Origin of the sequence: Massilia sp. ST3, from assembly GCF_018119405.1 — a bacterium.
In the GTDB taxonomy this organism is placed as follows: Bacteria; Pseudomonadota; Gammaproteobacteria; order Burkholderiales; family Burkholderiaceae_D; genus Telluria.
The window spans coordinates 1-25,430 of sequence record NZ_JAGPWC010000074.1; the positions used below are offsets into that span (position 1 = coordinate 1).

At 66.1% G+C, this 25,430-nt stretch carries 28 protein-coding genes; 8 read left to right on the plus strand and 20 right to left on the minus strand.

Features of this window, described 5'->3' with window-relative positions; translation table 11 throughout:
- Window positions 1-338 precede the first annotated feature (338 nt).
- The 7 genes from rimP (at window position 339) to KBW98_RS19915 (ending at window position 9,680) form a co-directional block, all read left to right on the plus strand.
- Window positions 339-827: a ribosome maturation factor RimP gene (gene rimP / locus KBW98_RS19885; protein ID WP_211521902.1), complete on the plus strand. Its 489-nt coding sequence runs from the start codon at window positions 339-341 to the stop codon at window positions 825-827.
- Entirely contained in the window at window positions 824-2,389 is a 1,566-nt protein-coding gene (nusA, locus tag KBW98_RS19890; RefSeq protein WP_211521903.1) for a transcription termination factor NusA, read from the plus strand. The genes rimP and nusA overlap by 4 nt, the downstream gene beginning before the upstream one ends.
- A gap of 46 nt (window positions 2,390-2,435) precedes the next feature.
- A complete protein-coding gene (infB, locus tag KBW98_RS19895) occupies window positions 2,436-5,279 on the plus strand; it encodes a translation initiation factor IF-2 (RefSeq protein WP_211521904.1) in 2,844 nt (947 codons plus the stop codon).
- Window positions 5,280-5,513: 234 nt separating this feature from the next.
- Window positions 5,514-5,915, plus strand: a complete 402-nt coding sequence (rbfA, locus tag KBW98_RS19900; RefSeq protein ID WP_211521905.1) for a 30S ribosome-binding factor RbfA — start codon at window positions 5,514-5,516, stop codon at window positions 5,913-5,915.
- Window positions 5,912-6,838 (plus strand): tRNA pseudouridine(55) synthase TruB, encoded by a 927-nt coding sequence (gene truB / locus KBW98_RS19905; RefSeq protein ID WP_211521906.1) that lies wholly within the window; start codon window positions 5,912-5,914, stop codon window positions 6,836-6,838. Before rbfA ends, truB begins: the two co-directional genes overlap by 4 nt.
- Window positions 6,839-7,054: 216 nt before the next feature.
- Window positions 7,055-8,893 carry a translational GTPase TypA gene (gene typA, locus KBW98_RS19910; RefSeq protein WP_211521907.1) on the plus strand — a complete coding sequence of 613 codons (1,839 nt, stop codon included), beginning with the start codon at window positions 7,055-7,057 and terminating at the stop codon, window positions 8,891-8,893.
- Between the two features lie 256 nt (window positions 8,894-9,149).
- Window positions 9,150-9,680 (plus strand): porin family protein, encoded by a 531-nt coding sequence (locus KBW98_RS19915; protein WP_211521908.1) that lies wholly within the window; start codon window positions 9,150-9,152, stop codon window positions 9,678-9,680.
- A 69-nt stretch (window positions 9,681-9,749) separates the two neighbouring features.
- Here the strand turns inward: KBW98_RS19915 and KBW98_RS19920 are convergent, their stop codons facing one another.
- The 12 genes from KBW98_RS19920 to flgB form a co-directional block, all read right to left on the minus strand.
- Window positions 9,750-10,775 (minus strand): hypothetical protein, encoded by a 1,026-nt coding sequence (locus KBW98_RS19920; RefSeq protein ID WP_229429311.1) that lies wholly within the window; start codon window positions 10,773-10,775, stop codon window positions 9,750-9,752.
- 2 nt (window positions 10,776-10,777) lie between these two features.
- Window positions 10,778-11,689 carry a flagellar hook-associated protein FlgL gene (gene flgL, locus KBW98_RS19925; RefSeq protein ID WP_211521909.1) on the minus strand — a complete coding sequence of 304 codons (912 nt, stop codon included), beginning with the start codon at window positions 11,687-11,689 and terminating at the stop codon, window positions 10,778-10,780.
- Window positions 11,690-11,700: 11 nt separating this feature from the next.
- Window positions 11,701-13,074 carry a flagellar hook-associated protein FlgK gene (gene flgK / locus KBW98_RS19930; RefSeq protein WP_211521910.1) on the minus strand — a complete coding sequence of 458 codons (1,374 nt, stop codon included), beginning with the start codon at window positions 13,072-13,074 and terminating at the stop codon, window positions 11,701-11,703.
- Between the two features lie 71 nt (window positions 13,075-13,145).
- On the minus strand, window positions 13,146-13,481 hold the full coding sequence (locus tag KBW98_RS19935) for a rod-binding protein (RefSeq protein WP_211521911.1): 336 nt from the start codon (window positions 13,479-13,481) through the stop codon (window positions 13,146-13,148).
- On the minus strand, window positions 13,481-14,599 hold the full coding sequence (locus tag KBW98_RS19940; RefSeq protein ID WP_211521912.1) for a flagellar basal body P-ring protein FlgI: 1,119 nt from the start codon (window positions 14,597-14,599) through the stop codon (window positions 13,481-13,483). The genes KBW98_RS19935 and KBW98_RS19940 overlap by 1 nt, the downstream gene beginning before the upstream one ends.
- Before the next feature lie 7 nt (window positions 14,600-14,606).
- Window positions 14,607-15,257, minus strand: coding sequence for a flagellar basal body L-ring protein FlgH (flgH, locus tag KBW98_RS19945; protein ID WP_373888974.1), 651 nt, complete (start codon window positions 15,255-15,257; stop codon window positions 14,607-14,609).
- 9 nt (window positions 15,258-15,266) lie between these two features.
- Window positions 15,267-16,052, minus strand: coding sequence for a flagellar basal-body rod protein FlgG (flgG, locus tag KBW98_RS19950; RefSeq protein ID WP_211521914.1), 786 nt, complete (start codon window positions 16,050-16,052; stop codon window positions 15,267-15,269).
- Between the two features lie 31 nt (window positions 16,053-16,083).
- Window positions 16,084-16,809 carry a flagellar basal body rod protein FlgF gene (locus KBW98_RS19955; protein WP_211521915.1) on the minus strand — a complete coding sequence of 242 codons (726 nt, stop codon included), beginning with the start codon at window positions 16,807-16,809 and terminating at the stop codon, window positions 16,084-16,086.
- An 18-nt stretch (window positions 16,810-16,827) separates the two neighbouring features.
- Complete coding sequence (locus KBW98_RS19960; protein WP_211521916.1) at window positions 16,828-18,018, minus strand: flagellar hook protein FlgE; 1,191 nt, start codon at window positions 18,016-18,018, stop codon at window positions 16,828-16,830.
- A gap of 11 nt (window positions 18,019-18,029) precedes the next feature.
- Window positions 18,030-18,728 carry a flagellar hook capping FlgD N-terminal domain-containing protein gene (locus KBW98_RS19965; protein WP_211521917.1) on the minus strand — a complete coding sequence of 233 codons (699 nt, stop codon included), beginning with the start codon at window positions 18,726-18,728 and terminating at the stop codon, window positions 18,030-18,032.
- 2 nt (window positions 18,729-18,730) lie between these two features.
- A complete protein-coding gene (flgC, locus tag KBW98_RS19970; RefSeq protein WP_211521918.1) occupies window positions 18,731-19,135 on the minus strand; it encodes a flagellar basal body rod protein FlgC in 405 nt (134 codons plus the stop codon).
- A gap of 23 nt (window positions 19,136-19,158) precedes the next feature.
- Window positions 19,159-19,518, minus strand: a complete 360-nt coding sequence (gene flgB, locus KBW98_RS19975) for a flagellar basal body rod protein FlgB (RefSeq protein ID WP_211521919.1) — start codon at window positions 19,516-19,518, stop codon at window positions 19,159-19,161.
- Window positions 19,519-19,747: 229 nt separating this feature from the next.
- Here flgB and flgA point away from each other — a divergent pair, with 229 nt between their 5' ends.
- Window positions 19,748-20,293 carry a flagellar basal body P-ring formation chaperone FlgA gene (gene flgA / locus KBW98_RS19980; RefSeq protein ID WP_373888977.1) on the plus strand — a complete coding sequence of 182 codons (546 nt, stop codon included), beginning with the start codon at window positions 19,748-19,750 and terminating at the stop codon, window positions 20,291-20,293.
- Here flgA and KBW98_RS19985 read toward each other — a convergent pair.
- The 8 genes from KBW98_RS19985 to KBW98_RS20020 all read right to left on the minus strand — a co-directional run.
- Window positions 20,280-21,044: a glycoside hydrolase family 73 protein gene (locus KBW98_RS19985; protein ID WP_211521921.1), complete on the minus strand. Its 765-nt coding sequence runs from the start codon at window positions 21,042-21,044 to the stop codon at window positions 20,280-20,282. The genes flgA and KBW98_RS19985 overlap by 14 nt on opposite strands.
- Window positions 21,031-21,471, minus strand: coding sequence for a flagellar export chaperone FlgN (flgN, locus tag KBW98_RS19990; protein ID WP_229429313.1), 441 nt, complete (start codon window positions 21,469-21,471; stop codon window positions 21,031-21,033). The genes KBW98_RS19985 and flgN overlap by 14 nt, the downstream gene beginning before the upstream one ends.
- Entirely contained in the window at window positions 21,471-21,734 is a 264-nt protein-coding gene (gene flgM / locus KBW98_RS19995) for a flagellar biosynthesis anti-sigma factor FlgM (protein ID WP_211521922.1), read from the minus strand. The genes flgN and flgM overlap by 1 nt, the downstream gene beginning before the upstream one ends.
- A gap of 36 nt (window positions 21,735-21,770) precedes the next feature.
- Entirely contained in the window at window positions 21,771-22,712 is a 942-nt protein-coding gene (locus KBW98_RS20000; protein WP_373888975.1) for a flagellar motor protein MotB, read from the minus strand.
- Window positions 22,713-22,714: 2 nt separating this feature from the next.
- The gene (motA, locus tag KBW98_RS20005) at window positions 22,715-23,626 is read right to left on the minus strand and encodes a flagellar motor stator protein MotA (RefSeq protein WP_211521923.1); all 912 of its coding nucleotides are present in this window, start codon (window positions 23,624-23,626) and stop codon (window positions 22,715-22,717) included.
- 34 nt (window positions 23,627-23,660) lie between these two features.
- On the minus strand, window positions 23,661-24,398 hold the full coding sequence (locus tag KBW98_RS20010) for a FliA/WhiG family RNA polymerase sigma factor (RefSeq protein WP_373888976.1): 738 nt from the start codon (window positions 24,396-24,398) through the stop codon (window positions 23,661-23,663).
- A gap of 38 nt (window positions 24,399-24,436) precedes the next feature.
- Complete coding sequence (gene fliL, locus KBW98_RS20015) at window positions 24,437-24,895, minus strand: flagellar basal body-associated protein FliL (RefSeq protein ID WP_211521924.1); 459 nt, start codon at window positions 24,893-24,895, stop codon at window positions 24,437-24,439.
- Between the two features lie 4 nt (window positions 24,896-24,899).
- The coding region (locus KBW98_RS20020) for a flagellar hook-length control protein FliK (RefSeq protein WP_211521925.1) at window positions 24,900-25,430 on the minus strand (531 nt) is incomplete at its 5' end.

Below are 25,430 nucleotides of genomic sequence, written 5' to 3' on the forward strand. Positions count from 1 at the left end.
TCCGAGCACGGCCTGCCGCGCCGCGGCCGCCGCGGCTGACGCTTCTCCGGGGCTTGGCGCGCGTAAATCATGGCGCGCGCCGAGCGTCGCGTGCGCAAACCCCGTAGAATGCGGTTTGCCCACTGTGGTCACCCTGCCAACTGTTGTTTAATTGTCCAGCATTGGCATGGCGATTGCGAGAGAAGCTGGAAAGCGTTATAATTTGCAGCCTAATCAAAGTTCTTCCCATTTATGTTCTTGGTGCAAGTGCTTTCATCTGGTTGGGTTGTGAATACAAAAAGATGGGCAGATGCCCATTTTTTTTTTGGTAAATCGTTTTTAAGCCCTGGAGACGTACCGTGCAGCAGTTTGAATTAATCGCCAAGACAGTCAGTGGCCTCGGCTACGAACTCGTTGACGTGGAACGGGGCGAGCGCGGGATCCTGCGCGTGTATATCGATTTTCCGGCTGACGCCGTGGAAGAGAAGGGCCCGATCACGGTCGAGGACTGCGCCACCGTCAGCCACCAGTTGTCGCACGTGCTCACCGTCGAGAACGTCGATTACGAACGTTTGGAAATTTCGTCGCCGGGCCTCGATCGCCCGGTGCGTACGCTGGCCGACTTTGCGCGCTTCGCCGGACATGAATGCACGGTCAAGCTGCGCGTCCCGATGCCCGGCACCGCCAACCGCAAGACCTTCACGGGCATCCTGCGTGGCGTCGAGGGCGACAAGGTCGGTTTGGAAATTGAAAATAAAGATGGTTCGGCGTTGTTGGAATTTACGCTGGCCGAATTGGACAAGGCACGTTTGGTGCCGCAGGTGGATTTTAGGAGTCGCAAAGCATGAGTCGCGAAATTTTGTTACTGGTGGATGCGCTCGCGCGCGAAAAGAACGTCGACAAGGAAGTCGTTTTCGGAGCGCTTGAGTTCGCGCTGGCGCAAGCCACGAAAAAACGCTACGAAGGCGATGTCGACATTCGCGTGTCGATCGACCGCGACACCGGCGAATTCGAGACTTTCCGCCGCTGGCACGTCGTTCCCGACGAGGCCGGCCTGCAGCTGCCCGACCAGGAAATCCTGCACTTCGAAGCCAAGGAACAGATTCCGGACATCGAAGTCGACGAATACATCGAAGAGCCGATCGAGTCGGTCGAGTTCGGCCGCCGCTTCGCCCAGGACACCAAGCAGGTCGTCCTGCAGCGCGTGCGCGACGCCGAGCGCGAGCAGATCCTGCAAGACTTCCTCGAGCGCGGCGACTCGCTCGTGACCGGCACCATCAAGCGCATGGAGCGCGGCGACGCCATCGTCGAGTCGGGCAAGATCGAAGCGCGCCTGCCGCGCGACCAGATGATCCCGAAGGAAAACCTGCGCATCGGCGACCGCGTCCGCGCCTACATCCTGCGCGTGGACCGCAACATGCGTGGCCCGCAGGTGATCCTGTCGCGCACCGCGCCGGAATTCATCATGAAGCTGTTCGAGCTGGAAGTGCCAGAAATCGAACAAGGCCTGCTGCAGATCAAATCGGCAGCCCGTGACGCGGGTGTCCGCGCCAAGATCGCGGTCTACACTGCCGACAAGCGCATCGACCCGATCGGCACCTGCGTCGGCATGCGCGGTTCGCGCGTGCAGGCCGTGACCGGCGAGCTGGGCGGTGAGCGCGTGGACATCGTGCTGTGGTCGGACGATCCGGCCCAGTTCGTCATCGGCGCCCTGGCCCCGGCGAATGTCTCGTCGATCATGGTCGACGAAGAAAAGCACGCCATGGACGTGGTGGTCGACGAAGAGAACCTGGCGATCGCGATCGGCCGTTCGGGCCAGAACGTGCGCCTGGCGTCCGAGCTGACCGGCTGGAAGATCAATATCATGACGGCCGAGGAATCGGCCAACAAGGTGGCCCAGGAAACCGCCGCGATCCGTGCGCTGTTCATGGAAAAACTGGACGTCGACCAGGAAGTGGCCGACATCCTGGTGGAAGAGGGCTTCTCGAGCCTTGAAGAAATCGCGTACGTACCAATTTCCGAAATGCTGGAAATCGAATCGTTCGACGAAGACACCGTCAACGAACTGCGCACCCGCGCCCGCGACGCGCTGGTGACCGAGGCGATCGCTTCCGAGGAAGGCCTCGAGGGCATGGAAGAAGCCCTGGTCAACCTGGAAGGCATGGACCGTACCACCGCCGGCAAGCTCGGCCTGGCCGGCATCAAGACGGTCGACGCCTTCGCGGCGCTCGCCTACGACGAATTCGGCGCCATCCTGGCCCTGCCGTCGGACCGTGCCCGTGACCTGATCAACAATGAATTCAATGATGTGACCGACGACGAGATGAAGCTGGTCGACAGCAAATATGATGACCGCGCCAAGGCGCTGCAGGCGAAGGCCTGGAGCCTGGCAGAAACGGCCAAGGCATAATTTGCAAATCTTTATCATCTCAGCGACACAAAGAAAAGAGGACTGAATGGCGAGTAACAACGTAGCCCAATTTGCCACCGAACTGAAGATGCCTGCAGACCTGCTGCTGACGCAGCTGCGCTCGGCCGGCGTCGAAAAAAGTTCGACGTCAGATCCATTGTCGAAAGATGATAAGGACAAGCTGCTGAACCACCTGCGCCGCACCCATGGCGCAGGCGAAACCGGTGAAAAGAAAAAAATCACGGTCACCCGCAAGGAAACCACCGAGATCAAGCAGGCTGACGCGTCGGGCAAATCGCGCACCATCCAGGTCGAAGTGCGCAAGAAGCGTACCTTCGTGCAGCGCGACGACCTGGTCACCACCAAGCCGGCCGAGACCGCGCCCGTGATCGACGCCGCCGAGCAGGCGCGCCGCGAGGAAGAAGCGCGTCGCCAGCAGGAGCTGATCGCACGCCAGGAAGCCGACCTGCGCGAGAAGCAGGAACGCCTGGCCAAGCTGGAAGCCGAGGAAGCGGCCCAGGCCAAGGCTGCCGAAGAGCAGGCCAAGCGCGAAGCGGCCGAGCAGGCCAAGCGCGACGCCGCCGCCCAGGCTGCGGCCGCCGCGGCCCAGGCCAGCGCCGGCGCCGCCAAGGCCGATGCCGGCGCCGCTGACGAAAAAGCCAAGCGCGACGCCGAGGAAGCCAAGAAACGCGCCGAGGAAGCGGCCAAGGAAGCGGCCGAACGCGCCGCCGCCACCGAGCGCGCGCGCAAGGCCGTGGCCGACGAAGTGGCCCAGATCAAGCTCATGATGAGCCAGCCGCGCCGCGTGATCAAGGCGCCGGAACCTGTCGCCAAGCCGACCGCGCCGGCCACCCCGGCCGCCACCGGCACCCTGCACAAGCCTGCGGACAAGAAGCCGGCCGACGCCAAGCCGGGCGACAAGAAGCCGGGCGACAAGAAATCGATCAAGTCGGCGAATGTGTCGTCGACCTGGTCCGACGACGCCAAGAAACGCGGCGGCCCGAGCGTGAAGACGCGCGGCGGCGCCGGTGCGGGCGCCGGTGGACGCGACGGCTGGCGCAGTGGCGGCCGCGGCGGACGCCGTGGCCATGGCGACGACCGCGAGTCGAACTTCCAGGCGCCGACCGAGGCGATCGTGAAGGACGTGCACGTGCCTGAAACCATCACCGTGGCCGAACTGGCGCACAAGATGTCGGTGAAGGCGTCGGAAGTCATCAAGCAGCTGATGAAGCTGGGCCAGATGTGCACCATCAACCAGGTGCTGGACCAGGAAACCGCGATGATCGTGGTCGAGGAAATGGGCCACAAGGCCTTCGCCGCGGCCGAGGACGATCCGGAAGCGATCCTGGCCGACCAGGGCGAGCACACCGAGTTCGAGGCCAAGCCGCGTGCGCCGGTCGTGACCGTCATGGGCCACGTCGACCACGGCAAGACCTCGCTGCTGGACTACATCCGCCGCGCCAAGGTGGCGGCGGGCGAAGCCGGCGGCATTACCCAGCACATCGGCGCCTACCACGTGGACACCCCGCGCGGCATGGTCACCTTCCTGGATACCCCGGGCCACGAGGCGTTCACCGCCATGCGTGCCCGCGGCGCCAAGGCGACCGACATCGTCATCCTGGTGGTGGCGGCGGACGACGGCGTGATGCCGCAGACCAAGGAAGCAATCGCCCACGCGAAAGCGGCCGGCGTACCCCTGGTCGTGGCGATCAACAAGATCGACAAGCCGGGCGCCAACACCGACCGCGTGACCCAGGAACTGGTCGCCGAAGGCGTGGTGCCGGAAGAATACGGCGGCGATTCGCCGTTCGTCCCGGTGTCGGCCAAGGTCGGCACGGGTATCGACGACCTGCTCGAGCAAGTGCTGCTGCAGGCCGAGGTGCTGGAACTGACCGCGCCGAGCGAAGCGCCGGCACGCGGCCTGGTGGTCGAGGCGCGCCTCGACAAGGGCCGCGGTCCCGTGGCGACCATCCTGGTGCAGTCGGGCACCCTGAAGCGCGGCGACGTCGTGCTGGCGGGTTCGTCCTTCGGCCGCGTCCGTGCGATGCTGGACGAGAACGGCAAGGCCATCACGGAAGCCGGCCCGTCGATCCCGGTCGAGATCCAGGGCCTGACCGAAGTGCCGAGCGCCGGCGAGGAAGTCATGGTGATGGCGGACGAGCGCAAGGCGCGCGAGATTGCCCTGTTCCGTCAAGGTAAGTTCCGCGACGTGAAGCTGGCCAAGCAGCAGGCCGCCAAGCTGGAGAACATGTTCGACCAGATGGCCGAAGGCGAAGTCAAGAACCTGCCGCTCATCGTCAAGACCGACGTGCAGGGTTCGCAGGAAGCGCTGGTCGGTTCGCTGCAGAAGCTGTCGACCTCGGAAGTGCGGGTCCAGATCGTCCACGCGGCGGTCGGCGGCATCAGCGAGTCGGACGTCAACCTGGCGGTGGCCTCGAAAGCGGTCATCATCGGCTTCAACGCCCGTGCCGACGCCCAGGCGCGCAAGCTGGCCGAAGCCAACGGCGTCGACATCCGTTACTACAGCATCATTTACGATGCGATCGACGAGATCAAGACCGCACTGTCGGGCATGCTGGCGCCGGAGAAGCGCGAGACCATTACCGGCCAGGTCGAGATTCGCCAGGTTATCCTGGTCTCGAAGGTCGGCGCGATCGCGGGCTGCCTGGTCACCGATGGCGTGGTCAAGCGTACCTCCTCGGTCCGCCTGCTGCGCAACAACATCGTGGTGTGGACCGGCGAGATCGACTCGCTCAAGCGCTTCAAGGACGACGCCAAGGAAGTCCGCGCCGGCCTCGAGTGCGGCCTGTCGCTGAAGAACTACAACGAGATCCAGGTCGGCGACGTCCTGGAAGTCTTCGAAGTCCAGGAAGTGGCGCGTACGCTGTAATTTGCGCAGTTGGCGTACCATGGGGGCCAGGACGCTTCGCGGCGAATGCCGCGGGGGCCTGGCCCTTGTTTTTAGGTGGCTCGACAAGCACCGGAGTCGCATTGCTGCGATAACCGCAGACCTTTCCAACGTCATTCCCGCCTTCGCGGGAATGACGGGTTGGGGGTGCGGGCCAGCGATACGGCGGCTTTGAGCAACCGACATCATCACAAGAACAACATACCCAGCAACATCATGGCAAAACACAGCAAAAGCATCCCCTCGCGCGGCCTGCGCGTCGCCGACCAGATCCAGAAGGACCTGTCCGAACTGATCGCCTTCGAACTGAAGGATCCGCGCGTCGGCATGGTCACCCTGAGCGAAGTCCAGCTGACCCCGGACTACGCCCACGCCAAGGTCTACTTCACCCTGCTCAAGGACAGCCCGGAAGAGGTCAAGCAGACCCTGGAAGGCCTGAGCAAGGCCGCCGGCTACCTGCGCAACCAGCTCGGCAAGCGTCTGCACATCCACACCTTGCCCCAGCTGCACTTCGTGCACGACACCTCGACCTCGCGCGGGCTCAAGATGTCGGCGCTGATCGACGAGGCGAACGCCACCCGCGCCGCCGACTACGACGAAGATTCGGACGCCGAGTGAACTCCCGCCCCAACAAGAAGCCGCGCGACCTGGTCGACGGCGTCCTCCTGCTCGACAAGCCGGTCGGCCTGTCGTCCAACGACGCCCTGATCAAGGCCAAGCGCGTCCTCAACGCCAAGAAGGCCGGCCATACCGGCACGCTCGACCCCTTCGCCACCGGCCTGCTGCCGCTGTGCTTCGGCGAAGCCACCAAGTTCTCGCAGGACTTGCTGGAAGCCGACAAGACCTATGAAGCCACCGTGCACCTGGGCATCATGACCACCACCGGCGACACCGAGGGCGAGGTCGTCGAGCGCCTGCCGGTGGACGTCACCCTGGAGCAGATCGAGGCCGCGCTGGCGCGCTTCCGCGGTCCCATCCTGCAGGTCCCGCCCATGTATTCCGCGCTCAAGCGCGACGGCAAGGCCCTGTACGAATACGCGCGCGAAGGCATCACCCTGGAGCGCGAAGCGCGCCCGGTGACCATCCACGGCCTGGCCCTGGCCGGCTACGAGGCGCCTTACCTGAAGATCCTGGTGACCTGCAGCAAGGGCACCTATGTGCGCGTGCTGGGCGAGGACATCGGCGCCGCGCTCGGCTGCGGCGCCCACCTGAACGCGCTGCGTCGGGTCGAGGTTGGCAACCTGGCGGGGCACGACATGATCAGCCTGGATGACCTGCTTGCCCATCCGGACCCGCTGTCGCTGCTGAAGCCGGTCGACGCGCTGCTGTCCACCTTCCCGGCGGTCGAGCTCACGCCCGAACTGGCCAAGCGCTTCCTGCAAGGCCAGCGCCTGGCCCTGGGCAAGGAAAGCGTGAGCGTGCCGGCCGAGCAGGGCAGGGTGCGGGTCTACCACGACGGCCGCCTGCTGGGCACCGGCCAGCTGGGCGAGTACGCGATCCTGGCGCCGGAGCGCCTGGTCTCCACCGTCCAGCCTGCATAAAGGAAAGGGCGCGCGGGGTCATCAGGACGACACAATCAGCGCCCATATTGGTCGGGCCGGCACTGTCCGTGGGATAGACATCCCGGCAAGCCGTTGAAATTCCTCGGTTTTTCCGGCGCCCCGTTTTGGAGGGGCCGGATACGTGCTATACTAGTCGGTTTCAGTAATCGGCAGCACTCGTACACTTTCGTACAACACGCAACTTTTCGAGAACACATGTCAAACACCAAACGCGCGATTCGTAATATCGCAATCATCGCCCACGTTGACCACGGCAAGACCACGCTCGTGGACCAACTGCTGCGCCAGTCGGGTACCTTCCGTGAAAACCAGGCGGTGGACACCCGCGTGATGGACTCGAACGACCTCGAAAAGGAACGTGGCATCACGATTCTGTCGAAGAACTGCGCGGTCGAGTACGAAGGCACCCACATCAACATCGTCGACACCCCGGGCCACGCCGACTTCGGCGGCGAGGTCGAGCGCGTGCTGTCGATGGTGGACTCGGTGCTGCTGCTGGTCGACGCCCAGGAAGGCCCGATGCCGCAGACCCGCTTCGTGACCCGCAAGGCGCTCGCCCTGGGCCTCAAGCCCATCGTGGTGGTCAACAAGATCGACCGTCCGGGCGCGCGCGCCGACTGGGCGATCAACCAGACCTTCGAACTGTTCGACAAGCTGGGCGCCACCGATGAGCAGCTCGACTTCCCGATCGTCTATGCCTCGGGCCTGAACGGCTACGCCGGCATGGACGAGAGCGTGCGCGGCGGCGACATGAAGCCGCTGTTCGACGCCATCCTGAAATACGTGCCGGTGCGCGACGACAATCCGGACGGCCCGCTGCAGATGCAGATCACCTCGCTGGACTACTCGTCCTACGTGGGCAAGATCGGCATCGGCCGCATCAACCGCGGCCGCATCAAGCCGGGCATGGACGTGCTGGTCGTGAACGGCCAGGACGACAAGAGCCCGATCAAGGGCCGCATCAACCAGGTGCTGAACTTCAAGGGCCTGGAGCGCGTGCAGGTGGAAGAAGCCGTCGCCGGCGACATCGTCCTGATCAACGGTATCGAGGACATCGGCATCGGCGTGACCCTGACCGCACCGGACGTGCCGGAAGCGCTGCCGATGCTGACCGTCGACGAGCCGACCCTGACCATGAACTTCATGGTCAACACCTCGCCGCTGGCCGGCCGCGAAGGCAAGTTCGTCACCAGCCGCCAGCTGCGCGAGCGTCTCGAGCGCGAACTGAAGGCCAACGTCGCGCTGCGCGTGCTGCCGACCGACGACGACACCATCTTCGAAGTCTCGGGCCGTGGTGAACTGCACCTGACCATTCTGCTGGAAAACATGCGCCGCGAAGGTTTCGAGCTGGCAGTGTCGCGTCCGCGCGTCGTCTTCAAGGAAATCGACGGCGTCAAGTGCGAGCCGTACGAGAACCTGACCGTCGACGTGGAAGAGGTGAACCAAGGCGGCGTGATGGAAGAACTGGGTCGCCGCCGCGGCGACCTGCAGAACATGGAATCGGACGGCAAGGGCCGTGTGCGCCTCGAGTACCTGATCCCGGCGCGTGGCCTGATCGGCTTCCAGGGCGAGTTCATGACCCTGACCCGCGGCACCGGCCTGATGAGCCACGTGTTCCACGAGTACGCTCCGGTCGACAACACCAAGGGCGACCTGGCCGGCCGCCGCAACGGCGTGCTGATCTCGCAGGACGACGGCGCCGCCGTGGCCTACGCGATCTGGAAGCTGCAGGACCGCGGCCGCATGTTCGTCGAGCACAACACCCCGGTGTACGAAGGCATGATCATCGGCATCCACTCGCGCGACAACGACCTGGTCGTCAACCCGATCAAGGGCAAGCAGCTGACCAACGTGCGTTCGTCGGGTACCGACGAAGCCGTGCGCCTGGTGCCGCCGATCCAGATGTCGCTGGAATACGCCGTCGAGTTCATCGAGGACGACGAGCTGGTCGAGATCACGCCGAAATCGATCCGCCTGCGCAAGCGCTTCCTGAAGGAACACGAGCGCAAGAAGGCGAGCCGCGAAGGCGCGTAAGCCTTCCGCGCTTGGCGCATACGAAAAACCCGCTGCTTGCAGCGGGTTTTTTTATGCCTGAGCGCTTACTTCTCACATCTGCACGCGATCCGTCTGTAAGTTCGCGTACATATCTGACCGATTGGTCACTTACTTTCATCTTGTTACAGTTCTTACCAGATTGCGACTGTTTCAAAAGCAACTCGCTGTTATCTTGACCATAACGCGATTTATTGTGAATTGCGCACCAGTTGCCTTAATTTGGAAGGAAATGAACATGAAAAAGCTGATTATCGCTCTCGTCGCCACCACCGCCGCCATGGGCGCCGCCCAGGCCCAGTCGCTGGCCGGTAAAGCCTATGTCGGCGCCGCCGCCGCAACCGCCAAGAACCAGACCGCCGACCACCACAAGGCCGACGGCAAGCTCTATGCGGGCTACAACTTCGACGAGAAGATGGCGGTCGAGGCGGGCGTGACCAACTTCCACAGCACCGACTTCCGCCGCGGCGCGATCGCCGGCAGCACCGAAGGCAACAGCAGCTATGTCGCCGCCAAGTACACCATGCCGGTGAACGAGAAGCTGTCGGCCTACGGCAAGCTGGGCCTGTCGCACAGCGAGCGCAAGCTGAGCACCAATGCCGGCGGCCGCTACAAGGAAGACGACACCGGCGCCTACGGCGGCCTGGGCCTGGAATACAAGCTCAACCAGAACGTTGCCCTGACCGCCGAATACGAGCGCTATGGCAAGGACAAGTCGGTCGGCGCCAAGGCCGACGTCTGGAGCGCGGGCGTCAAGTACGGCTTCTAAGAGCCTGCCCCAAAGAAAAAGCTCCCGCCGCGCGCCAGCGCGGGGGAGCTTTTTTCATGAAAAAAAGGATCAGCGCAGGCCGAGCAGGGCTTGCACCCGGTCGCGGTTGACGCCGACCAGGGCCGAGGTGATGGCCAGCAGCGAGGCGTAGTCGTGTCCGGCCGCACTGGCGGCGAAGTCGCCCGACACCATGGCCAGTTCGGCTTCCGGGATCTCGGGCTGGGCGGTGCGCGTCATGGCCGCCGACAGCGCGGCGGCGGCGGCATCCTGCGAGCGGCGCACGCGCGCCAGCGCCTGCACCACTTCGCGCAGGCTCTGGCGCAGGGCGTCCGGATTGCCCAGCTCCCAGTTCTGCGGCGCCAGAGAAGGCGCTTCCTCGACGGTCTCGACACGGCCGCGGCCGGTCACGGCGATGGCGTCCTTGACGCCGGCCCAGTCCGCTTCGGAAGTGCTGAACACCAGCTGCTGCTTGTCGTCGAGGCCGACGCGCACCTTGACCGGCGCCAGGGCGCGGTCCAGGCGCTGGGCGATCTCTTCCGGCGTCATGCCCGGTTCGATGGTGGCCGCCAGCTGCGGGCCACCCGCGCTGCCGACCGAGAAGCCCAGGGTCTGGGGCGCGCCGGCCTGCAGCGAGGCGATGTCCAGGCCCTGGATGCGGAAGCGCTGCTGCGCCGGCTGGCCGCCGTTGAAGTCGAGCTGGGCGTCGATGCCGTCGCCGCCCTGCTTGCGGCGGGCGTGCAGGGTGCTGTCCAGCTGGCGGGCACGCGCCTCGATCTGGCGCGCCGGATTGCTGCGGCCGGACAGCTTGGAGGAGAGCTCCGCCTTCAGCGCTTCCAGCTGGCTGGCGACGCGCTCCAGGTAGTCGAGCGCCTGCTGGGCGCGCGCCACCTCGCTTTGCAAATTCTGGTTCCAGTCGATGCCGCGCTTGAGCGGCGCGGCGCTGGGCGGCGTGCGGGTAACGAGGCGGCTGTCCGCGTCCAGCGGGCGGACCGCGGTGGCGCGGCCGGTCGCGGCCGTGCTCTGGGCGCCGGTACTGCCGGTCGGCGCGGGGGTGGAGGAGGCCAGTGTCGTGGCCGGGCGCAGGGTGGCTTCCATGATCAGAGTGCGGCGAACAGGGACAGGGTGCCGATGCGGCTATAGGCTTTGTAGGTGGCTTGCAGGGCGGTCGAGTAACCGTTCAGCTCGGTCGCGGCGACGCCCATGTCGAGCTGGCCGATGTCGGTGATCGCCATCTTGTTCGACAGGCTGATGTTGGCGTGGTTGGCGTCCAGGGTGGTGATGATGTTCTGCACGCCGCCCAGGGTCGCGACCTTGCTCGAGACCATGTTCAGGGCTTCGTCGAAGCCACCGAGGTTGTCCGCCAGGATCGCGCGCACCGCCGGGTCGTTGGCCGAGGCGCCCGGGACCGACAAGGTGCTGATGGTCAGGTCGAGGCGGTTCAGCAGCTTTTCCAGGTCCTGCAGGTTCTCGTTCGAGGCCTGGGTGATGCCGTTGCCGACCACCACGTTTTGGGCATTGGTATTGCCGGCGAAGCTGTAGCGCGCACCCGGCGCCGCGGCGCCATTGTAGGCCATCGGCGCGGTCTTGGTCGCCGTGCCCGAGAACAGGTAGTTGCCTTCCTGGTCGATCGTGTTGGCGTTGAAGAACAGGCTGTCGCGCAGGGTGGTCAGCGGCGAGATCATGGCCTTCAGGTCGTCCGGCGCGTTGCCGCCGTCCGAGGCCCAGACCAGCAGGTCGCGGCCGCTGGTCATCTCGTTCACCATGTTGCTCAGGTAGCCTTCCGACTTGGTCAGGCGCAGCTTGAGCGAAGCGATGTTGTCGCGGTACTGCTGGACCGTCGCTTCCTCGCGGGTCAGGCGCGACACGCGCACGCTGTCCACCGGGTCGTCCGAGGGCGCCAGGATGCGCTTGCCCGTCGCCATCTGCTGGGTCAGCGCCGAGATCCGCTCCTGGTTCAGCTGGAGCGACTGGTTCATCGTCGATTGGTACTGGGAAGTCGCGATACGCATGGTTGTTTCCTTTAGCCCATCATCGCCAGGGTGGCGTCGAAGAGCGAGTTGGCGACAGAAATCACTTTCATGTTCGCCTGATACATGTTCTGGTATTCCACGAGGTTGACCGCTTCCTCGTCCTGGTTCACGCCGCTGGTCGACTGCCAGTCGTCCACCGACTGGGTGCGCACGGCGGCGGTGGTCTTCAGCGACGCCTTGTTGAGCTGGCTATCCACGCCCAGCTTGCCGACCAGTTGGGTGTCGGCGTCGCTGAGCAGCACCGTGCCGAGGTTGGTCAGGGTCACCGACTGGTTCTTGATCCCCACCAGCAGCTGCAGGTTACCAGTATCGCCCGGCTGGCCATCGGCCGAAAAGGCCAGGTCTTCGGCCTTGAATCCGCCGACCACTTTCAGCATGTCCGAACCGCTGCCCGGCGTGTAGACGAACATCGGGGCGCCGGGCGCGCCGTTCGGCTTGAAGCCGGCCGCCAGCTGGGTGTTCATGCGGACCGCGATCTGCTGCGCCAGTTCGGCGGTATCCTGCTGCAGCTTGAGCAGGGTATTGGTTTCGTACTGGGCCAGGCCGCCCAGCTGGCCGCCCATCTTGTTGGCGTCCAGGACATAGCGGGTGCCGGCGAAGTCGAGGCGGAATTCCTGGGGCGAGGTCGCAGTGGCGGCCGCGCTCAGGGTGCCGTGCATGCTGCCCAGCACCAGCGCCTGGCCGGTCTTGAGCGACACGTCGCGGCTGCCGTCCGGGTTGTCCGACACTTCCAGCGCGATCTTGCTGGCCAGCTCGTCGATTGCCTGGTCGCGGGTATCGATCAGGGCCGAGGCCGACACGCCGCTGGCCTTGGCTTCGGTGATCTGCTGGTTGAGGCTGGCGATGGAGGCGATCTGGGCATTGGCCGAGTCGACGATCGCGCTGCGCTGCTGGCGCACCGAGTTCAGCTGGGCGTTGAACACGTTGTTCAGGCCGTTGAAGCGCTCGCCCATCAGGCCGGCCGAGGTCAGCACCTGCTGGCGCAGCGGGGTCGAACCCGGATCGCCGGCGACCGCGTTGAGGGCCTGGAAGAACTTGTCGATGCCGGCCGAGATGCTCGCCGACTCGTCGCCCATCACGCTCTCGAGCTGGGTCAGGTAGGCCTGGTTCTGGGAATACTGGCCCTGGTCCGAGGCCGCGCGCCACATCGCCTGGCTCTTGTAGTTGTCCGAGAAGCGGATCAGGGAGCTTACCTGCACGCCGTTGCCGGCCGAGCGGCTGCTGGCGTCCGGACCGATCGCGGTCAAGAGGGCCGCCTGGCGCGTATAGCCCTTGGTCTGCAGGTTGGCGATGTTCTGGCTGCTGGCCGAAATGGCGACCTGGGCGGCAAGCGCGCCAGAGAGTGCGTTATTGATGATCGTCATGGTGCTATTCGTCCTCGGGGCGGTTAACTGTACAAGGCGACCGTTTCTTGCCGCCCATTAAGTTTTTCAGCCTAGGTTTTCTTGGTGGGGACCAGCTGGCGCAGGATCGCGTCGGCGATGCCGAAGGCGCGCTGGCCCGCCAGGTGGCCGGCCAGCAGGTCGTCGGCCATGTCCTGCATGTCCTGGTTGACCCGGTCCTTGAAGACGCTGTCCTCGCCCGCCATCTCGCGGGTCGATGAACGCATCTGCTTGAGCATGTTGGACACGAAGAAGCGCTCGAACTCGACCGAGGCCTTGGTGGCCTTGGCAAGGTAGGCTGGGTCGGGCTGGTCCGCCGCGGGTGCGACCGGCGCCTGCGCCTCGTCCTTCGCGTTAAGGGGAATCGGTTGTTGGCCGTCGATGCGCATCAGATCACCACCAGTTCGCCTTCGATCGCGCCGGCCTGGTCGAGGGCCTGCAGGATCGCCATGATGTCGTCGGGCGAGGCGCCCAGGCTGTTGACCACGTCGATGATGGTCTGCAGCTTGGCGCCGGCCGGCCAGCGGAACATCTGGCCCGAGCCCTGGTCGACCGACAGCTTGGATTCCGGCGTCACGGCGGTCTGGCCGCGCGAGAACGGGCCCGGCTGGCTGACGCGCGCGCTCTCCGAAATGATCACCTTGAGCGAGCCGTGGGTGACGGCCGCGGATTTCACGCGCAAGCCCTCGGCGATGACCACGGTGCCGGTGCGCGAATTGAACACGACTTTCGGCACCTGGACGCCGGCTTCGACCGCCAGGTTGTTCAGCCTGGCCACGAAGGCCACGCGCTCGGTCGGGTTTTCCGGTGCGATCACTTCCACGCTGGTGCCGTCGGCGGTGGTGGCAATCGGCCCATACTTCCTGTTGATCGCCTCGACCACGTTGGTGGCGGTTTCGAAGTGCGGCTGGCGCAGGCGCAGCATGATCTGCGGGCGGGTCGCGAAGTCGGTCGCGATCTCGCGCTCGATGATGGCGCCGTTCGGGATGCGGCCGGTGGTCGGGGTGTTGACGGTGACCGACGAGCCGCTTTTTCCGGTGGCGTTCAGGCCGCCCACCACCAGGTTGCCCTGGGCCAGCGCATAGACCTCATTGTCGGCCGCGCGCAACTGCGTCAGCAGCAGGGTGCCGCCGCGCAGGCTCTTGGCGTCGCCCAGCGAGGACACGGTGATGTCGATCGCCTGGCCGCGGCGGTAGCCCGGCGGGAATACGGCCGAGACCATGACGGCGGCCACGTTCTTGTTCTTGGCGTCTTCGCCTTCCGGCAGCTTGACGCCGAACTGCTTGAGCATGTTGACCACGGACTGGCTGGCGTACTTGACCTGGGTCGAGTCGCCGCTGCCGTTCAGGCCGACCACGAGGCCGTAGCCGACCAGCGGGTTTTCGCGCACCCCTTCGACGCTGACCAGGTTGCGCAGCGCTTGCGCGCCTTGAGCGGGGAGGGCGGCGGAGAAGGCGAGGGCCGCGATGATGCCTGCAACGCGACCTGCGTTAATAAAGCGAATCATGGGGTCCTTAGAAAGGCATCAATGGGCTGTTGAAGAAGCGCGTCAGCCAGCCCGGGGTATTGGCGTCGGCAAGCGCGCCCTTGGCCGAGTAGGCGATGCGGGCATTCGCCACGCGCAGCGAGGACACCTGGTTGTCGGCGTCGATGTCGGCGGCGCGCACATAGCCTTTCAGGCGCACGAATTCCTCGCCCTGGTTCAGGGTCAGGTTCTTTTCGCCGGCCACGCGCAGCAGGCCGTTGGGCAGCACTTCCTGCACCACCACGGTCAGGGCGCCCGACAGGGCGTTCTGCTGGGTGCTGGTGGCGTCGCCCTCGAAGTTGCGGTCGGCGGCGATGTCGATGCCGGTCTTGCCGAAGGTCTTGCCCAGGGCGCCGATCGGGCTCACGCCCACCGAGGAGCCTTTCGAGAAGCTGGTGCCGGCGCGCTTGCTGGCCTGGGTGGTTTCTTGCAGGATCACTGTGACCGCGTCGCCCACGCGGTAGGCGCGGCTGTCCGAGGTCAGCGGCACGGCATCACCCGTGAACACGCCGCCGGACACGCCGCCACGCGACGCCATGCGCTGCATCGGCACCAGGTCGTCGTCGTTCGTCGTCGATGCGACCGGTGCGCGCGAAGCGCAGCCGGCCAGCAGAAGGAGGGCGCAGAGCGCCGCAGTCATTTGCCTCATTTAGCGTGCAGCCTGTGCGAGGTATTGCAGCATGTTGTCGGCGGCCGACAGCACCTTGGTGTTCATCTCGTAGGTGCGCTGGGCGGCGATCATGTCGACCATCTCTTCGACCACCTGCACGTTCGAACCTTCCAGCGCACCCTGCTTGAGCTTGCCGAAGGCGGCGTCGCCCGGACGGCCTTCGTTCGGGGTGCCGCTGGCGCCGGTTTCCTGGAACAGGTTGTCGCCCAGGGCCAGCAGGCCGGCCGGGTTGATGAAGGAGGTCAGGGTCAGCTGGCCGAGTTCGGTCGGTGCTGCCTGGCCCGGGATGGTGGCCGAGACCATGCCGTTTTCGCCGATGGTGATGGCGGTGGCGTTGGCCGGGACGGTGATCTGCGGCACCAGGGGCAGGCCCTGGGCATTGGTCAGGGTGCCGTTCGGGTCGACCTGCAGCTGGCCGGCGCGGGTGTAGCCCGGCTCGCCGTTCGGACGGCGCACCTGCAGGAAGCCGGCGCCGGAGATGGCGACGTCCAGCGGCTGGCTGGTGGTCTGCAGGTTGCCGTTGGTGAACACCTTCTGGGTGCCGACCACGCGCGTGCCGTTACCGAGCTGCACGCCGTTGGAGACGGTGTTGTCGGCGTTCTGGGCGCCCGGCTGCGAGTCGACCTGGTAGAACAGGTCCTCGAAGACGACGCGGTCGCGCTTGAAGCCGACGGTGTTGACGTTCGCCAGGTTGTTGGCGATCGCCTGCAGCTTGGCGTCTTGCGCCTGCACGCCGGTCTTGCTGATCCACATTGCTGGATTCATGCTTGCTCCCTCAATTATCTAATAGGACGGCTTAGCCGCCGATGAGGCGGTTGCCCGACTCGTTCATGCTGTCGCTGGCCTTGAACAGCTTCATCTGCATCTCGAAGGTCCGGTTCAGGCTCATCACGGCGACCATCTCTTCGATCGCCGACACGTTGCTGCCTTCCAGCGCGCGGCCGCGTACGCTGATGTTCGGGTCGGCCGGCAGCGGCTCGCCGCTGCGCGAGACGATCAGGCCCGCTTCGTTCTTGGTCAGTTCGGCCCCTTCGGCGCCCACCAGGCGCAGGCGGTCCACCACCTGCATCAGGGTCGAGCCTTCCGGCATCACCGAGATCGTGCCGTCGACGGCGATGTCGACCGCGGTGTGCGGGGGCAGGGTGATCTGGCCGCCTTCGCCCAGCAGCGGACGGCCCTGCACCGACAGCGCGCCGCTGGCGTCGATGTCGATCGCGCCGGCGCGGGTATAGGCTTCGCCGTCGCCCCACTGCACGGCCAGGTAGCCGTTGCCGTTGATGGCGACGTCGAGCGGGCGGCCGGTCTCGCGCACCGCGCCGGCGCGGGTCGAGACGGCGTCCGCTTCCATCTTGGACAGGTGCACGTCGTCGTAGCCGTAGCCTTGCAGGCCCTGCACCGAGGCCAGCTCGATGTTGGCGCGGAAGCCCGGGGTGTCGGCGTTGGCGAGGTTGTTGGCGCGCACCTGCTGGGCGCGCATGGTGCGCTCGGCGCCGCTGACGGCGGTGAAGATCAGTTTATCCATGTGCTTGCGCTATCCGGATTACAGGGCCTGCATCAGCGACTGCATCATCTGGTTCTCGGCGGTGATGACCTTCGAGTTCGCCTGGTAGTTGCGCTGCGATGTCATCAGGCCCACGAGTTCCGAGGTGATGTCGACGTTCGAGCCTTCCAGGGTGCCCTTGGACAGCTTGCCGGCCAGGCCCACGCCCGGGGTGCTGTACAGCGGGGTGCCGGAGGCGCTGTTGGCGACCCAGGCGGTGTCGCTGACCGAGGCCAGCGCGCCTTCGTCCGGGAAGGTGGCGATCGCCAGGGTGCCGACGATCTGCTGCTGCTCGTTGCTGTACTTGGCGACGATCGAGCCGTCTTCCGCCAGTTCCACGCCCACGAAGCTGCCCGAGGCATAGCCGTCGCTGCGATTGGTGGTGGTGGTGGCTTCGCCGGCGAACTGGGTGGTGCCGTCGTAGTCGATGGTGAAGTTGATCGGCGCGCCGCCCGTGGTCGGGGTCAGGGTCAGGGCCTGGCTGGTGCCGGCCGGCAGCTGGCCGGCGCTGTTGAAGGTGAGGGCCTTCGTGGTGGCGATCGGGGCCGCGCCGTCGAAGGCGAAATGCACGTTCACGGTATTGGCCGGGGCCGCCGCCTTGACGAAGTACTGCGACACGGTGTGCTGGGTGCCGAGCGAGTCGTAGACCACCGACTGCTTCACCATGTTGTAGCTGTTGGCGTTGCTGGCGTTGAAGGGCGTCACGGTCGGGACGGTCCAGTCGGCCGACAGGTTGCCGACGTAGGACACTTCGGTGCTCGGCTTGGCCGCGATCTGGCCGGTCGGGATCTGGATGTCGCCCATGGTGCCCAGCACGCCGCCGACGGTCGGGCCGTAGCCCTGGACCTTCTTGCCGGTGGCGTCGACCAGGAAGCCCGCCTTGTCGGCCGAGAAGATGCCGACGCGGGTGTAGTTCATCACGCCCTGCGAATCGCGGGTGGTGAAGAAGCCGCGGCCCTGGATGGCGGCGTCCATGCCGCGGCCGGTGGTCTGCAGGCTGCCGTTCTGGCCGATGTTCTGGGTCAGCGAGGACACTTCCACGCCGTTGGCCTGCTCGCCGGCGTACACCGACGAGAAGTTGGCGCGGCTGGCCTTGAAGCCGTAAGTGCCGGCGTTGGCGATGTTGTTGGAGACGGCTTCCAGCTGCTCGTTGATGGCCTGGATGCCGGAAAGGGCGATATTGAAGCTCATGGGGAATCCTTTTAGTTATCCGAAGTGGAAGCCAGCTGGGTGGGCTTGCCTTTGAAACCAGTGATCATTGCGGGATCGACGTCGCCGATGCCGGCCACCTGCAGCAGGATGCCGCCATTGGCCATGCGCACGCTGTCCAGGCGGCCGGCGACTTCCACGGCCGGCTTGGTGCCGTCCGAGGCTTCCGCCGCGATGCTGTAGTTGCCGGGGGCCAGGCCCAGGGCGACGGGGTCGATGGTGAAGCTTTGCGCGCCGCTGCCGTGGGCCGGCAATTCAATGCGGTGCTGCTGGCCGTCGACGCCGGTCAGCACGACGTGGCTCAGGCTGCTGCTGCCGCCGAGCTGGATGGCGCCGGAAATCTTGTCTTCGCCCAGGCGCACGCGGCCGACCTGGACCGATACCTCGGAGCCGACCTGGGCGCCCATGGCCAGGGTCTGCAGGCTTTGCAGCATGCTGGCGCTGGCGCTGGTGGTCTGGGCCAGGTTCTGCAGGGCCTCGGTCTGCGACAGCTGCGACAGCTGGTTCACGAACTGGCTCGGGTCGGACGGGGCCAGCGGGTCCTGGTTGCGGATCTGCGCGACCAGCAGCTTGGTGAACATGTCCTTGTTCTCGCTGACCTCGGCGCTGGTGGCGATCTTGTCGCTGGCCGGGGCGGCGCTGTTGAAGCCGAAGGCGTTGGCGCCGTTGGTTGCATTGGTGGTCGTGGCCATGATCAGCCCTCGCCCAGTTTCAGCAGCGAAGCCTGCATCGACTTGATGCGGCCCATCACTTCGACATTGGTCTCGAAGGCGCGCGAGGCAGCCATCATGTCCGCCATCTCGGCCACTTCGTTGACGTTCGCGTAGAACACATTGCCCTCGGCGTCGGCCAGGGGATTGTCCGGCTCGTGCGCCTTGCGCAGCGGCTCGGCCGACTGCACCACGTCCAGCACCTGGACACGCGCCACGCCTTCCTCGCCCACCATGGCGGCGAACACCGGCTTGCGCGCGCGGTAGCCGTCGGTCTCGGAACCGGCGACGGCGTTGGCATTGGCCAGGTTACTGGCGATCGTGTTCAGGCGCACGGTCTGGGCCGCCATGGCCGAACCGGCGATTTGGGAGATGTCCTTGAAACCCATGATTTGTCTCGCTTATTGGCCGATTACTGGCCGTTGATGGCCTTGGCCAGGCCGCGCAGCTTCATGTTGATGAAGGTGAGGCTGGTCTGGAAATCCGATGCGTTCTGCGAGAACGCGGCCTGCTCGACCCCGATCTCGACGGTGTTGCCGTCGGCGCTGGGGTGGAAGGGCACGCGGTACAGCGGTCCGTCCGCCGACAAGGTCGGCTCGCCGGCTTCCTCGGCGATGCGGTCCTGCAGTGCTTGAGCAAAATCAATGTCGCGCGCGGTAAACCCCGGCGTGCTTTCGTTGGCGATGTTCGAGGCAAGCACGCGGGTGCGCTCGGCGCGCACCTGGAGCGCGTCGGCATGCACGCCGAGGGCGTCTTTGAAATTAATCGTCATGGCGATCCTTCGTCGGAATACTGCGGTGATTTACAATGTGATTTTTCGCAGGACACATTCTCTAATGATTGCTTTCCATAGGGCAACCCTATTCATTGTAACCTGTCTTTTGTGCGCCACAACCGTGTATGCACAAACAATTACTGCTGAGATAGAACAGGCTGCCCGTATACAATTAGACAAGCTCGCCGCGTCCAACGGCTTGTCCGACCCGGAATATGACTTGTCCGTGGTCAGCAGCCGCCCGGCGCCGCCCTGCGCCGGCAAAGTCGAGGTCGAGGCGCTCGACACGCGCCAGCCGGCCCGCATGCGCTTCGTCGCCCGCTGCGCCGCCGGCAAAGGCTGGCGCCACGATTTCGTGGTGCGCGCCCGCATTTCCGCCCAGGTGGCGGTCACGGCCGCCCCGGTCGGTCCCAACCAGCCGCTGAACGACGCCGACATCGCCCTCGAGCGGCGCGACATCACCAACATTCCCGACGCGGTCGGCGATCCGGCCCTGGCCCTGGGCCAGAGCAGCCGGCGCAGCCTGCGCGCCGGCGAGATCCTGCGCGCCAGCCAGCTCACGGCGCCGGTCGTGGTCAAGCGCGGCGACCAGGTGATCATGGTGGCGCGCCACGAGGGCATCGAAGTCAGCATGGCGGGAGAGGCGCTGGACGCCGGCGCGCGCGGCGCCATCGTGCGGGTGCGCAATGCGGCGTCCGGACAGGTGGTGCGGATGCGGGTGGCGGGGGCCGGCACGGTCGAGCCGGTCGACTTGCCCGTCAGTCAGCGTTAAGTCCTTGCAGTTTGGTGGCCAGGCGGCTCAGCTTGGCCGCGTAGGCCGGGTCGGTGGCGTAGCCGCCGCGCGCCAGGCCCTGGGCGAAGGCATGGGCGTCGTTGCCGACGCCCAGCGCGCCGCGGTAGCGCGGATTGTCGATCAGCATCTGTGCATAGTCGCGGAAGGCGCTGGCGCCGTCCGGATAGGCGCGGAAACGCTCGCGCGTCTTGATCGCGGCGCCGTGCACGTACTCGGTGGTGGCGGAATCCGTCACCGCGCCGTCCCAGCCGGATCCGGCCTTGATGCCGAACAGGTTGTGGCTGGAGGCGCCATTGCTGGTGCGCAGCGGACGCTGGCCCCAGCCCGATTCCAGCGCGGCATGGGCCGACACCAGTTCCGGCGCCACGCCCAGCTGCTGGGCTGCTTCACGCGCCCAGGGAGCGATACTTTCCAAAAACGCACGCTGTTGCGGCGATTCCGGGGCGGCGCCGCCCATCGGCGCGGCGCCTTCGACGCTGTCGGACGCTTCCGCTCCCATGATCAGCCCGTTGGCGCGGGCGCGCAGCAGCGCTCCTTCGGCATTCAGGCTGGTGGCGGCGCTGTCGCCGCCGTCGCCGTTCTGGATGTAAGTGGCCACTTCGTTCTGCACTTCGCCGAACATCGCGCCGAAGCCCGCACCGCCGCCACCGCCGAGCGGGGCGGTCGGACGGGTGGCGCTGGTGGGCGCCAGGGCCTCGATGCGGGTGGACAGGAAATCAGCGGGGCGCATAGATGCCGTCCTCGCCGTGCAGCACGCGCTGCATCACGGTGTACTGTTCGGCCAGCAGGCTGGCGTTGCGGGTGGTGGCGGCCTTGCAGGCCGTGACGACCGCTTCGAGTTCGCTCCATGCGGCCTGGGCCGCGCCGCGCGCGCCCGCGTCCAGGGTGGCGAAGAAGGCGTCCATCGTGGCCTGGGGGCCGAGCAGGGCGCGCACCAGCGACACGCGCTGCTGGCGCCGCGCTTCCATCGTATCGAGCAGGGGAGTGAGTTGTTCGGCAAGCTGGGTCAGCTCGCTGCTGCGGTGGCGCACGGCGGCCTCGAATTGCTGTTCCAGCAAGTCGCGCACGGCCGCGCCGTCCTGCACGTCCAGGCGCACGCCGTCGAGCAGCAGGGCGACCGCCTGCTGGCGGGTCAGCTTGGCCAGTGGTTTGGACATCAACGACTCCCGTGGAATTTCTGGATCAGGCCGGCGAGGCGCGCCGGATCGAAAGGCAGCTCGCCGCGCGCCAGCTGGTCGCGCAGCTCGGCCACGCGGGCGGCGTCGAAGTCGGGCATGGCGCCCATGGCCTCGGCGGCCGGCTTCAGCACTTCCGACTGCAGCGCGGCGCTCGGGGCGGCGGGCGCCTCGGCCGGGACCGGCACGCTGACGCGCTGGGTGCCCATCGTGACTGTCGTAACGGACGAGCCGGTGACTTTCATGCGGTTACCTCGGGTTTTCGATTGGATCGTCATGATTTACTTCGGCAGTTGCTTGCGCAGTTCTTCCAGCGCCGCCTCGTCCGTCTTGCCGATCGAAGCTTCCTTGCCCAGGGCTTCCGGCTTGCCCGGCGTGCCGAACATCGACGACACCGTGCGCGACTGGGCGCTGGTCAGGATCAGGAGCTCGATGCGCCGGTTCACGCCGGCCAGCGGTTCCTTGGCGTCGAGCGGGCCGCGGTCGGCCATGCCCACCACCTGCAACACGCTTTCCGACCGCATCCCGCCGCCCAGCAGCTCGGCACGGGCCGACAATGCGCGGTCGGTCGACAGGGCCCAGTTCGAATAGCCGCCGCTGTCGGGACCCGCGAAGCGGGAAGCATCGGTATGGCCCACGATCAGCATCTGGTTCTTCATCTGGGCAAACAGCGGACCCATCTTGCGCAGCAGGCGGGCGAAGCGCCCGGTCGGCAGCGCACTGCCGCGCATGAACATGCCCTGCTTGTCGGTGTCGTGCAGCATCACGCGCAAGCCGTAGGGCGTCACCACGGTAGCCAGGTTGGACGCCAGGCCCGCCTCGGCGCTCAATTCGCCCAGGGCCTTCGACAGCGCAGCCAGGTCGGAAGCGGTCTCGTAGGCCACGCGCGGTGCGCTCGGGGCGCCCGGCCCGTCGGCGTTGCTGGTGCCGGTCATCGGCAAGTCGAAGCGTTCGATCATACTGCCGCTCGGCTCGGAAGCGATCTCGGGTTTCCGGCCCAGCCCTTCGAGCATACCGCTCTCGGTGGCGTCGCGCACGATTTTCTTGAGATTCTGTTGTTCTCGTGCGGCAATCAGCCAGAGAACTAGAAACAATGCCATCAAGGCCAGGCAAAAGTCGGCGAACGCGACCTTCCAGGCGCCGCCGTGCTCGTCGTGCGCGTGCTTGCCGCCGCCGCGCTTGACGATGGTGGCTTCGTGCTTGTCGTTCTTGAGTGCGGACACGATTACCCCGTCATGCGGTCGCCCGAGCGGCGACGCTTGTTCTGCGATTCATCTTCGCCGCCCATGGCGTTGATCCATTGTTCGAGCTGGGCGAAGCTGGGCTTGGTGTTCAGCTGGATCAGGCGGCGGCCGGCGTCGATCGCCAGCAGCGCCGGCTTGCCGGCCACATGGGTGCACAGCACCACCTTGACGGTTTCCATGGTCGAGGCTTCCGAGTTGACCAGCTGCTTCATCATGTTGGCCAGCGGTTCCAGCAGGCCGTAGCAGAAGAAGATGCCGATGAAGGTGCCGACCATGGCCGCGCCGATCTTCTCGGCGATCTCGCCCGAATCCGCGCCGCCCGAGACCGAGAACATGGCCATCACGATGCCCAGCACCGCGGCCAGGATGCCGAAGCCCGGCATCGCCTCGGCGATCTTCTGCAGCGACTTGGCCGGCTGGGTCAGTTCCTCGTGGATGGCCTCGAGCTCCTGCTCCAGCACGCCTTCCAGCTCGTGCGAATTGATCTTGCCCATCGCCATCAGGCGGAAGTTGTCGACGATGAAAGCCAGCAGCTTCTGCTCTTCCAGGATGCGCGGGTAGCGCTGGAACAGCGGGCTCTCGGCGGGCGCCTCGACGTGGGCGTCGAGCGCCTTCAGGCCGCCGGCGGCGGTCTGCAGCAGTTCGTACATCAGCAGCAGCAGCTGGCGCTGGAATTCCGAGTCGTGCTTCTTGCGCGCGGCGACCTTCTTGAGCTGGTGGGCCAGCTCGCCCAGCACGTGCTTGGGATTGCCCAGCACCAGGGCGCCGAAGGCGGCGCCGCCGATGATGAGCAGCTCGACCGGGTGGAAGATGGCGGAGAAGGTGCCGCCCATCAGGGTGAAGCCCCCGAACACGCACCCCAGGACGATGGCGATACCTAATAATTGCTGCATGAAGTCAGGCCTTTCTGGCTTTCGTGGTTATTGGTCAGGCGCGCTGCAGCGCGGCCTTCATCTTGGCCAGCGCGCTCTTGTTGAGCTGGCAGACGCGCGCGTCCGACAGGTCGAGCACGGCGGCGATTTCCTTGTAGCTGAGTTCGAACTCGTAGATCATCTGGATCACACGCTGTTCCTTCTCGTTGAGGCTGCCCAGCACCTGCTCCAGGCTGCGGCGCACGAGGTACGACTCTTCCGGGCTGGGCGCGCTGTGCGCCTGGTCCGTGGTTTCCTGCAGCACCTCGTCGAAGCTCAGCATTTCTTCGGCGCTCTCGTCCAGCATGTGCTGGTAGTACTCGGCGGCGTCGATGCCGAGCGCCTCCATGGCTTCCTTCTCGCTCGGCTCGCGGCCCAGGCGGCGGGTGAGGGCGCGCAGGCCGTCGCGCAGCTTGTGGCTGTCCTGGCGCACGGCGCGCGGACGCCAGTCCTGGCGGCGCAGCTCGTCCAGGATCGCGCCGCGCACGCGCAGCGAGGCATAGCTGCCGAAGCCGGTGTCGGGCGTGCCGTAACGGCGCAGGGCTTCGAGCAGGCCCATGAGCCCGATCTGTTCCATGTCCTCGCGCGACATCACGCTCGACGCCTGCGAATTCAGCTGGCGCGCGATGCGCTTGACCAGCGGCGCGTAGGCCACCAGGTGGCGCTGCTCGTCGCGCGGGCTCATGCCCGCGCCGATGGCCGCGTCCTGGTAGTCGCCGGCGCCGGCGTCGAGATATTCGGCTGAATAGCCCACGTTGTCCCCGGTAGTCAAACGGTTGTTTATCTGTTGGGTTATTCGATGATCAGCTTGCCGATCATGACTTCGGAAAACGGCTTCACGTGGTTTTCCTTGGCATAACTGGCGTCGAAGGTCTTGTTCAGCTGTTCGGCATACTGGTCCACCGTCATGGCCGATGCTTCGGCCAGGCTGCGCGTGGACAGGCTGGCCACCACGATGCTGCGCAGCAGCGGCAGGTGTTCCTTGGCTTCCTTTTCCAGTTCCGGCGTGGTGGCCAGCACCAGGTCGACCGACAGGTAGTGGGCGGCCGGCTCGTTGGGAGCGCGGCGCAGCATCACGATCACCTTGTCGAGGGTGACGTACTTGGTCAGGCTCTTTTCGGGCGCGGGCTTGTGCTCGACCGCGGCCTCGGCCTTGGTCGGGGCCGGGTTCAGGTACCACATGGCGCCGCCGGCTGCGGCGGCCGCCGCCAGCGCGACGCCGGCGAATGCAATGATCAGTTTGGCTTTCATGACTTTATACGCGTCCGTTCAAGGAGAACTGCGAATCGTGTTGACCGGAGTCGCGCAGGGCCTGGCCCGGGGTGCGCTCCTGCTGTTCCTGGCCCGGCTGGCGGCCGCGGCCTTGCGCATCGGCGCCGGACTGCGAGTTCGCCTGGGCGCCGGCCTGGGCGCGCGTCGCCTGGGTCACGGTGACCGACACCTCGCCGGTCTGGCGCTGGGCCAGGTCGTTGCGCAGGTTGTCGCTGACCGTGTTCAGCTGGCGCAGCACCTCGCCGTGGGTGGCCGAGATGTTCACTTCCAGCGAACCGGCGGCGTGGCGGATCGAGATGTCGATCCGGCCCAGCATCGGCGGCTCGAGGCGGATGGTGGCCTGGTCCACGCCCTTGGCGGACTGCAGCTGCAGGCGCTCGCCCAGGGCTTCCTGGAGCGTCTGGCGCCAGGCGGCCGGCGGGCCGGCCAGGGTCACCGGGGCCTCGGCGCGCGCCGGGGGGGGGGGCGCCCCCCCCCGGGCGCCCCGGGCGGGGGGGGGGGGGGGGGGGTGTGG